8 protein-coding genes and 1 riboswitch are annotated in these 9,000 nt (G+C 39.7%); of the genes, 2 read left to right on the forward strand and 6 right to left on the reverse strand.

Features of this window, described 5'->3' with window-relative positions:
• Nucleotides 1–20 precede the first annotated feature (20 nt).
• Nucleotides 21–989 (reverse strand): alpha/beta fold hydrolase, encoded by a 969-nt coding sequence (locus ABDZ91_RS20185; protein WP_343803273.1) that lies wholly within the window; start codon nt 987–989, stop codon nt 21–23.
• 479 nt (nt 990–1,468) lie between these two features.
• Here ABDZ91_RS20185 and ABDZ91_RS20190 point away from each other — a divergent pair, with 479 nt between their 5' ends.
• Together ABDZ91_RS20190 and ABDZ91_RS20195 are read left to right on the forward strand one after the other, a co-directional pair.
• Entirely contained in the window at nt 1,469–1,897 is a 429-nt protein-coding gene (locus tag ABDZ91_RS20190; protein WP_343803276.1) for an SRPBCC family protein, read from the forward strand.
• A 125-nt stretch (nt 1,898–2,022) separates the two neighbouring features.
• Nucleotides 2,023–2,122, forward strand: a riboswitch (purine riboswitch).
• Nucleotides 2,123–2,210: 88 nt separating this feature from the next.
• Nucleotides 2,211–3,404 carry an MFS transporter gene (locus ABDZ91_RS20195; protein ID WP_343803279.1) on the forward strand — a complete coding sequence of 398 codons (1,194 nt, stop codon included), beginning with the start codon at nt 2,211–2,213 and terminating at the stop codon, nt 3,402–3,404.
• Between the two features lie 119 nt (nt 3,405–3,523).
• Here the strand turns inward: ABDZ91_RS20195 and ABDZ91_RS20200 are convergent, their stop codons facing one another.
• From ABDZ91_RS20200 to ABDZ91_RS20220, 5 genes are all read right to left on the reverse strand, one after another.
• Nucleotides 3,524–3,919 carry a hypothetical protein gene (locus ABDZ91_RS20200; RefSeq protein ID WP_343803282.1) on the reverse strand — a complete coding sequence of 132 codons (396 nt, stop codon included), beginning with the start codon at nt 3,917–3,919 and terminating at the stop codon, nt 3,524–3,526.
• A 97-nt stretch (nt 3,920–4,016) separates the two neighbouring features.
• On the reverse strand, nt 4,017–4,604 hold the full coding sequence (locus tag ABDZ91_RS20205; RefSeq protein ID WP_343803285.1) for a hypothetical protein: 588 nt from the start codon (nt 4,602–4,604) through the stop codon (nt 4,017–4,019).
• Between the two features lie 145 nt (nt 4,605–4,749).
• On the reverse strand, nt 4,750–5,652 hold the full coding sequence (locus ABDZ91_RS20210; RefSeq protein WP_343803288.1) for an EamA family transporter: 903 nt from the start codon (nt 5,650–5,652) through the stop codon (nt 4,750–4,752).
• 99 nt (nt 5,653–5,751) lie between these two features.
• Nucleotides 5,752–6,951: an amidohydrolase gene (locus ABDZ91_RS20215; protein ID WP_343803291.1), complete on the reverse strand. Its 1,200-nt coding sequence runs from the start codon at nt 6,949–6,951 to the stop codon at nt 5,752–5,754.
• A gap of 78 nt (nt 6,952–7,029) precedes the next feature.
• Nucleotides 7,030–8,562, reverse strand: a complete 1,533-nt coding sequence (locus ABDZ91_RS20220) for a glycine betaine uptake BCCT transporter (protein WP_343803294.1) — start codon at nt 8,560–8,562, stop codon at nt 7,030–7,032.
• Nucleotides 8,563–9,000: the final 438 nt, after the last annotated feature.

The raw sequence follows: 9,000 nt of genomic DNA on the forward strand, positions 1-9,000 counted from the left end.
GGAGGCAATCACTTAGATTTCTACTTATTTAATTGAGTTTGTTCAACGACATGATGAATCGCTTCAAGCGCATACTCAGGACGTGGCATTTGTAAGCTATGTCCTTTTCGGTCACTAATCTTGTGGAAATGGTTCGTTGAACGGGAAGCTAGCTCCTTCTGCATCTCTGTCCAGTTATCGCCAAAGCCCGGATTGTTCACCACTGCAATCGGTAAGTTACCAAATTGAGGCTTCTCCTTACAATTTTTCAAACAGGAGGCAGCCACTTCAATATGTGCACTAGCCATTTTAAATTCAGCACCTGCAGCCTTCCCTGCAAAAATTTGATAAACCATCTCTTTCCACTGCTTAAATTCAGCTGGGCTAATTTGCTGACGATAATAGGATTTCTCACTCCCAAACATCGGAAGGATTCCCAATACATTGCCCAAGAATCGAGGAACACCAAATGGAGAAAGTCCTCTCAATATCTTCAGCATCACACCTAGAGCAGCAAATCCCTGTTTAAATTTTACATCATCTATCAGAAACTCATGAGTTGAATCTAAAAAGACCAATCCAGCCACTTTATCTGGATATTCCATCGCATACAGGCGGGAAATCAATCCTCCTAATGAGTGTCCTACGAGAACATAAGGTCCCTTAACCTCTAGTTTTTCCAATAAATCGTGTACTTCTTTGACAGTGTGCTCCGGACTTGGATCTGGTCCAGCATCACTTGAACCCATACCAGGACGGTCAAAGGTAATGACCCGATTGGACTTGGACAGCTCATTGATGATATGTCTCCACGAATAAGAGGAATCACCCGCTCCATGAATAATGACCACCGTTTGCCCACCTTCCCCACGATCTGTCACATGAAGACGGTGACCTCCCATATCAACCATCTGACCGAGAATCGGCTTTTCTCTCACCTTCCGACGTGACAGTTGTTCATACATAAACCCCAAAATGGCCAAGATCACAACTAAAATGATAAATTCCATTTCCACACCTATCTCTCTATTTAGTTTTTAATAAAATGGCATGATTATATGTTAATAAAATAGGATAAAATTACTAGTTCAATATTACCATATCATGTGACTGAAATTTTCGGAAGATGGTATGATTTGGTTTACAACTTTAGAATGAGAAAGGTATCTATTCACCTTTTCTAGATTAAATAATTTCACAGAGTGCTATACTGGATAGTAGATTGAAGAAAGAGGTGTCTTCATGAAAGCCTACCAAATTAAGATTGAAATGATAGATTCAAAACCATTAATTTGAAGAAGAGAATGGGACAGGGGGACAGGTTTACTGTCCCACCTGACCTGTAGATGAGCCTGGCCACAACTAAGTCAATACCTAGCAAACCTAGTCATACTTTTTAAGTAGCCAAATATTAAGTTCATTACTAGAAATGGTTGAAAATTTGATATATTTAATATTGTACTAATTAACGAAATGGGGCGATTTGCTAATGAACAACATAACCACATTCAAAATCGAAAAACCAGCTCGCGACGTATTCGAAGCCTTCGTAGATCCTGAAAAAATCGGAAACTTTTGGTTCTCCTCTAGCTCTGAACGATGGGAAGCAGGAAAGACCATCACATTAGAATATGATTTATACAATGCCAAAATCCAAGTGGATATTGTTGAAGTCGAAGAAAATAAGAAAATCGTGTTTGCAGGTGGCCAAGATCACACAGTGACAATCACACTAAATGAGTTGGACGATTCTAGTACCAAAATTCAAATCGTTGAAGAAGGCTTTAATGAAAACGATCCTAACTTCATCCACCAAATCCTAGACAACAAAGAAGGATGGGTTTTTGTCCTAACCTGTCTAAAAGCCTACCTAGAATTTGGAGTAACTGAACTACGAGGTGGATTATTAAAAGGGTAAAGGGACAGGGGGACAGGTTTACTGTCCCACTGCAATTTAACTGGGGTTGGCCACACAGGTTTACGAAATAGAAAAATTTTCACTTGCAATACTGAACAAACCATAGTAAAATTCCAAAAGTGAATCTATCAAACTTAATACTTAACTGTATAACCTCTAGAATATGGCTGGAGGGTCTCTACCAGGAACCTTAAAATCCTGATTACAGAAAATGAGTCAACTCGTTTTTTGTAATCAGGATTTTTTTTGTTTTTTCCAGAATCCTCTTAAAACCTATATATATTTAAACCATCTAGAAAGGACGTAACATAAAATGAATGCAAAAGTTTTTATATTAGCATTATCTACGGTTGCAGTTGGACTCGTTGAGTTAATTGTTGGCGGGATATTACCGACCATTGCCGCGGACCTTGACATCTCCATCAGTACGGCCGGACAACTGATTTCGGTCTTTGCACTTATCTATGCGATTGCTGGGCCGGTTTTGCTCGTGTTAACTAGTAAAATTGAACGGAAGAAATTGTATCTGATTTCCCTTTTCATTTTCTTTATTGGAAATATCGTAACGTATTTCAGTCCCAATTTCGCCATCATGATGATTGCGAGGATATTTACGGCAGCAAGTACAGCCTTAATCGTTGTGCTTTCCCTAACGATTGCGGCCAAAATCGTAGCGCCTACCCACCGTGCCAAGGCATTGGGCCTTATTTATATGGGGATTAGCTCTTCCCTAGTGTTAGGCGTACCTGTTGGAGTCTTGATTTCTGACCACTTTGGATGGCGTGTCCTATTCCTTGGGATTGCCGTATTATCCATCGGTTCCATGGTGCTGATTTCCGTATTTTTGGAGCGCATTCCAGGAGAACAAACGATGCCTCTGTCCAAACAAATCAAGGCCATTGGTAGCGCGAAAATCGGAAGTGCCCATCTGGCTACCATGTTCATGCTAGCTGGACATTACACATTATACGCTTATTTCACGCCGTTTTTAGAAAACGATCTTCATTTAAATCCAACTTGGGTAAGTATTTGCTATTTCGTCTTTGGGATTGCAGCCGTAGCTGGCGGAGCTTTTGGTGGAACGCTTTCCGATTGGATTGGTCCGCGTAAAAGTATCGTCATCGTTATCAGTGCCTTTGCCATTGTTCTAGGCTTGCTTCCGCTCGCGACTTCATCCCTTGTTGTATTTATTCCGGTTATGATGATTTGGGCAGCCTTAAGCTGGAGTCTTGCTCCACCACAGCAAAGCTATTTAATTCAAACCGATCCCGCTACTTCGGATATTCAGCAAAGCTTCAACAATTCCGCCCTGCAAATTGGAATTTCGCTTGGATCCGGAATTGGCGGCGTTGTATTAAACCACACAGATACGGTCACCAACACGGCTTACGTTGGAAGTTTCGTTGTTGTGATTTCTTTATTATGTGCCGTCTTCTCATTGACAAGACCAGCTATTACAAGAGAGAACAATTTAGTTCGCACTTCTAATCAGCGTGCTGAAGCTTAATATAGTGCAAATAGGTGCCTGCCGCAGTTACATTCACTATAATGTGCTGTGGCTGGCCACTTAATATAAAAAAGCGCCTCCCGCCAGTACAATCTCATACTCAGCTAAGGCACCAACTTTTAAAACTCATTATATTTCCTAAACCGATTCGGCCGCCTTTTCTTCTTCAAGTATTTCTCACTAATAATTAAAACTTTCCCATTCTCAGCCGTACTATATTTCCGATTCACCAATTTATATTTCTCAAATGCAAAGTGCCCCAAAATATAAATCGGTAAAATCGTAAACAAGAGAATCACCATCTGGAACACCCAATCTAATTCTCTCCCCAACACATACCTAGTCACGACAGCATATGCCGCAAAAGCCACCATTAAAATAAAGAGCACATTACATATATGAAATATAAAAACACCCTTCTTTTCACGAAACAACCGCTCTAATTCAGACTTGATCAAAAGTGTATTCAGAACAGATACCACAATTACAAATAGACAAATTAAGAATGTAAGCATTTCTCCGTCCCCTCACTCCCGTATTTATCCCCATTATAATCCAGATAGTTCTAAAATCAATGAAAGTAACTGCTTAAAGGTAGCCTAAAACCCAGGATCAGTTCCTAAAATTTCTCATATTTCTCATTGCCTCTTCAAATTCTTCTCTAATCCCACCATCATCTGGCTCTGCTTTATCCCAGTTGTGTCCCGCCCAAAAATCTAGATTCTTAATTAAATAATCAAATTCCATCCTCCGGTTTTCGATGATTAGTGTAAAAACATAGGCTAAGCGATTCACCATATACTTGTTTAATGTTTTCATGTCAGAATCAGAAAGTTGACTGTCAGGGTCTGCATGCATATCCTCAACGGGACCATTGCGAAAAGCAAAGTGTGTAATAGCTTTCGAAATCATGTCGATATTGTCTTCTACAAGAATCTTTTCTTTAACTAGCCTATTTACTTCCGCTGCTTCTGTTTGATTCGCAAGGTAATCATCAATCATGGCATTTCTTATAGATATTCCCATTTTCCTACGCAGATAGGTTACTTTTGATTTTTTTACATTAAAAAGATCTGCAATCATAAAATCGGTTTTATTTTCCTCAATATACAGCTTTCTTAAATCATCAGAGGACAGTTCTTCAATTTTAAGTTCCTCGCCATTGTCCTTTTTTTTAGTTAAAACTTCAAATAGCCCCATGGAAACCCCTCCTACATTAGATAGCCTTAATTGTTAATATGTGTTTACCTTTGAATCTTAAGTCATCCTTATAGAAAAAGGTGCCTACCCCAAGGACGTTAAAATCAAAGGGACAGGCACCAAAATTTCACTACTATATTCTATTTTATCCAGAGATGGTGTGCTTTCTTATTCGGAAGCTAGGACCGAGTTCGTTTAATGCGATTGCTATGATTATAATAGCCGTCCCTACCCACTGAAGAGGCGTTACCGCTTCGGACAAGATAATACTAGCAGATAGGATTGCTATTGGAAGCTCAACTGAAGTTAATATATTGGCGACTCCCCCCGATACGAGAGGTGCCCCTACCGCATAAAATAACGGCGGAAGGACTGCTCCAAATATTGAAACGCCAGCCGCAGTTGCTAACAGGTTTTCCTCTAGCGGGAGAACAGCTGGCAGGTCACGTATGAATAGAATCAGGATTAAAATAGTGGACCCTGTAACCATGATAGAGCTTCGAGCCAATGGATCCACGTTAACAGCTACCTTTCCACTGAAAAAAATAAATCCCGCATAAGTGAAAGCGGATAGAACTCCATAAACAAAACCTTTAAAAGGAAGTTGTTGCATGTTTCCATTTATGATATTAGAAGCCAAGAAGACTCCAATTAGAATGAAAATAATCGACAAAACGGTAATAGGAGCAGGTTTCATTTTACTAAAAATCCACTCTAAAATGATTCCAATCCAAACAAACTGAAACATTAAAATGATCGCCAATGAAGCAGGAAGATATTGCATCGAACCATAATAAAAAACACTCGTTAATCCAATAAAACAACCGGTCATCATGATGGGGAGTACATTTTTCTTAGTAATCCCTTTGAAACTAGTACGTTTATAAAGGGTGAAAGACCATAATAATAGAAATGAAATAAGCATTTGAACAATATTAATTTGTCCAAGTGAATAGCCGTAGCTAAATCCCATTTTTGCAAATACCGGTGTAAACCCAAAGCATGCTGCACCTAACAGTACAAAAAAGATGCCTTTGTTTAATTTCATAGTCTGACCCCCTTGATGCCGCAATATAACCCTACTATAATATCATATTTTAGGAGAAAATTGGCCGCGCGAACATCGGGAGGAAGGGTTTACCAAAACTTATGATTCCTCTCCCTCATTGTTTAAATACCGAGAAACAACATATCCCACCGCTTTGGCTGCGACAAGGATTGCATCTTCATCAATATCAAATTTAGGGTGATGATTGAAATACGGTTCTGTTACTCCCTTTGGCGTACATCCAATGTAAAAGTAAGTACCCGGAACCATTTCCAAATAGTACGCAAAGTCATCCGATGGTGCCATTTTAGGAAATTCTGCTACTTCTTTAATATCTTGATCCTCCACCTGTTTTAAAGTGTCGGCTACAAATGAAGTCAATTCGGGATCATTATACAACGGAGGATAATCAGGTTCATACGTTAGTTCACATGTGACACCAAATTGGACTTCAATCCCTTTCACGATTCGGTGAATTTCTTTATTAATGACTTCCTTCGTTTCGTTATTGGAATACCGAATATCTCCTTCAATTTCAATACTATCTTTGATTACATTAAAACTCCCTTTACCATCAAAGGATCCAATCGTCACAACCCCCGCATTCAACGGATTCACTCTGCGACTCACAATCGTTTGGACCGCTGTGACAAAATAGGCACCTGCCACAATCGCATCGTTCGCCTTATGTGGAGAAGAACCATGCCCACCACTTGCCTGTAACTTCAGCTTAAAATAGGCACGGCCATTAAAGGAATATCCACTATGATAGCCAACGGTCCCAGCTGGAGCCATCGGTAAAACATGGATACCAAAAATAGCATCCACATCATCCAAATACCCTTCTTCAACGATGCTCTTTGCCCCACCTGGTGGCACCTCTTCGGCATGTTGATGAATAATTTTTACGGTACCATGGATTTCGTCTTTTAGTTGAATCAGACAATCCGCTAAAACAAGTAGATAAGCCGTATGAGCATCATGTCCACACGCATGCATAACCCCTTCATTTTTCGACTTAAAAGGAACGTCCAACTCTTCTTTAATCGGAAGTGCATCAAAATCAGCCCGAAGTGCGACTGTTTTACCGGGTTTGCCACCTTTGATCGTCACAACTATTCCATAACCATTCCCCACATTCGTAACGACATCCACATCTTTTCCTTTGTAAAAATCAGCAATATAAGCTGCTGTTTCTTCCTCTTGAAAAGATAGTTCAGGATGTTCATGTAAATAACGGCGGATTTCAATCATCTCACGTTCTCGTTCTACCAACATTTTCATCAATTGTTCTTTCATAGAGATAATCTCCTTTTTTTAGAAAAAGGTGCCTGCCCCCTAGTATCGTATCAGGGGGCAGGCACCAAAATCTGAATCCTACTGCACTTTTTCAGGCTGTTTTTTCCGAGGCTTCGGTTTTAAATACAACCCAAGTTCTTTTTTCTCTTTCGTTAACGATTTAAACATCGATACCATCATCAGAACCATGATAATCGAAAACGGAAAGGCCGCGGCAATCAGCGCATTTTGGAGCGCTTGTAATCCTCCACTGTACAATAAGACTAATGCAACAGCAGATTGTGCAACTCCCCATGTCATCTTGACAGAATTCGCTGGTGTCAAAGATCCGTTCGTTGTTTGCATACCCAGAACAAATGTAGCCGAATCCGCAGATGTTATAAAGAAGGTACCGATTAGTGTAATGGCTACAATTGATAAAACTGTAGACCAGGAGGTTTCATTAAAAATAGCAAACAAGACTTCTTCCGTTGCCAGTTGCGAGAGATCAGCAGGAACTAGCTTCTGAACCTCAATAGCAGATGTACCAAAGACGGCAAACCAGAAAAAGCTTACTAAGGCTGGGAGTAATAAAACTCCAATCATAAATTCACGGATTGTTCTACCTCTAGATACACGGGCAATAAAGATTCCGACGAATGGTGACCATGAAATCCACCATGCCCAATAGAAAATCGTCCAATCGTTAATCCAAGAACGGTGCTCCTCATTAAAAGGTGCAATCCGGAAACTCATTCGAATAATATTTTGAATATAGCCACCGATTGAATCCGTAAAGATGTTAAGAATTAAAATCGTCGGTCCTACTACAAACATTAAGACCACCAAAGCAATGGCTAAAAACATGTTGACATTACTTAAAATTTTGATTCCTTTTCCTAGTCCGGACCAAGCAGAGATCATAAATAATACCGTCACGACAACCACAATCATCAATTGAACCATGAAATTATTAGGGATTCCAAATAAATAGGATAGCCCTCCGTTAATCTGCGTGGCACCAAAACCTAATGTGGTGGCAACTCCAATCACCGTTGCAAATACAGCTAATACATCAACAAGTGTGCCCAGTGGCCCTTCCATTCTTTCCTTTCCTAATACAGGTTTTAACGTTGCGGAAATAAGTCCAGGCTCTCCTTTTCTGAAATTGAAATAGGCTAGCGCGAGTGCCACAATGGCATAAATTCCCCAGGCATGAATCCCCCAGTGAAAAAAGGTATACCTCATGGCTTCTTTATACGCCTCATCTGTTCCACCCTCAGCTAACGGAGGATTCATAAAATGAGAAAGCGGTTCTGCTGCTCCCCAAAATACAAGGCCAATCCCCATTCCAGCACTGAATAACATGGCAAACCAAGTAGCTTTAGAAAACTCAGGTTTTTCATCAGGTTTTCCTAACTTAATGGCCCCAACTGGACTGAAAATAAGAAAAACACAAAAAATCACAATAACCGTCACGATAATGAGGTAATACCATCCGAAGGCGGACGTAATAAAGGTTTGTACATTACTCGTTGCAGCTTCAAAACTGTCTGGTGCCGCAACACCAAATATGACAGCTGCGAGAACAATCGCAACTGAAATCCAAAAAACATTAGAAATAGCTTTCATAGTATGTTCCTCTCTCTTTGATAATTCCACTTATAATTGCTACTTATAAGTTTTCCCGTTCTTTACTTATTATGAATCAATTTCATAACTTTCTATTTTTCATAGAAAGACCTACTGAACGTAGGGACCCTAAAATAAATGATTTGATCATTTATGTAATTGATTCATATAGGTAAATGGCCTTTAAAAATGGCCATTTTTTAACCTTAGCAGATTTCGCCAATTTTCGCCAATGAAGAGACTATGCGGAGAATGTATAGAGCCATCTACCTTTGGGAGTTACCTTGGGTAAAAAAAAATTTTGTAAACTTGTCTGAATTCGCACATTTGACATGATAATGTACCTATATAGTAGACACTTTTAGAAGTCCGCACACTTGTTACATGTTAAAGTTAGTAATGGGGAGGCGGAAAAAATGGGACAAAAAAAGTATTCGT

Origin of the sequence: Bacillus carboniphilus (assembly GCF_039522365.1) — a bacterium.
In the GTDB taxonomy this organism is placed as follows: Bacteria; Bacillota; Bacilli; order Bacillales; family JC228; genus Bacillus_BF; species Bacillus_BF carboniphilus.

Excerpts from the sequence above, each read along its gene's own strand:
- ABDZ91_RS20185 (WP_343803273.1), bottom strand. The coding sequence starts at position 989 with ATGGAATTTATCATTTTAGTTGTGATCTTGGCCATTTTGGGGTTTATG.
- ABDZ91_RS20220 (WP_343803294.1), bottom strand. The coding sequence starts at position 8,562 with ATGAAAGCTATTTCTAATGTTTTTTGGATTTCAGTTGCGATTGTTCTC.
- ABDZ91_RS20210 (WP_343803288.1), bottom strand. The coding sequence starts at position 5,652 with ATGAAATTAAACAAAGGCATCTTTTTTGTACTGTTAGGTGCAGCATGC.
- ABDZ91_RS20215 (WP_343803291.1), bottom strand. The coding sequence starts at position 6,951 with ATGAAAGAACAATTGATGAAAATGTTGGTAGAACGAGAACGTGAGATG.
- ABDZ91_RS20195 (WP_343803279.1), top strand. The coding sequence starts at position 2,211 with ATGAATGCAAAAGTTTTTATATTAGCATTATCTACGGTTGCAGTTGGA.
- ABDZ91_RS20190 (WP_343803276.1), top strand. The coding sequence starts at position 1,469 with ATGAACAACATAACCACATTCAAAATCGAAAAACCAGCTCGCGACGTA.
- ABDZ91_RS20205 (WP_343803285.1), bottom strand. The coding sequence starts at position 4,604 with ATGGGGCTATTTGAAGTTTTAACTAAAAAAAAGGACAATGGCGAGGAA.
- ABDZ91_RS20200 (WP_343803282.1), bottom strand. The coding sequence starts at position 3,919 with ATGCTTACATTCTTAATTTGTCTATTTGTAATTGTGGTATCTGTTCTG.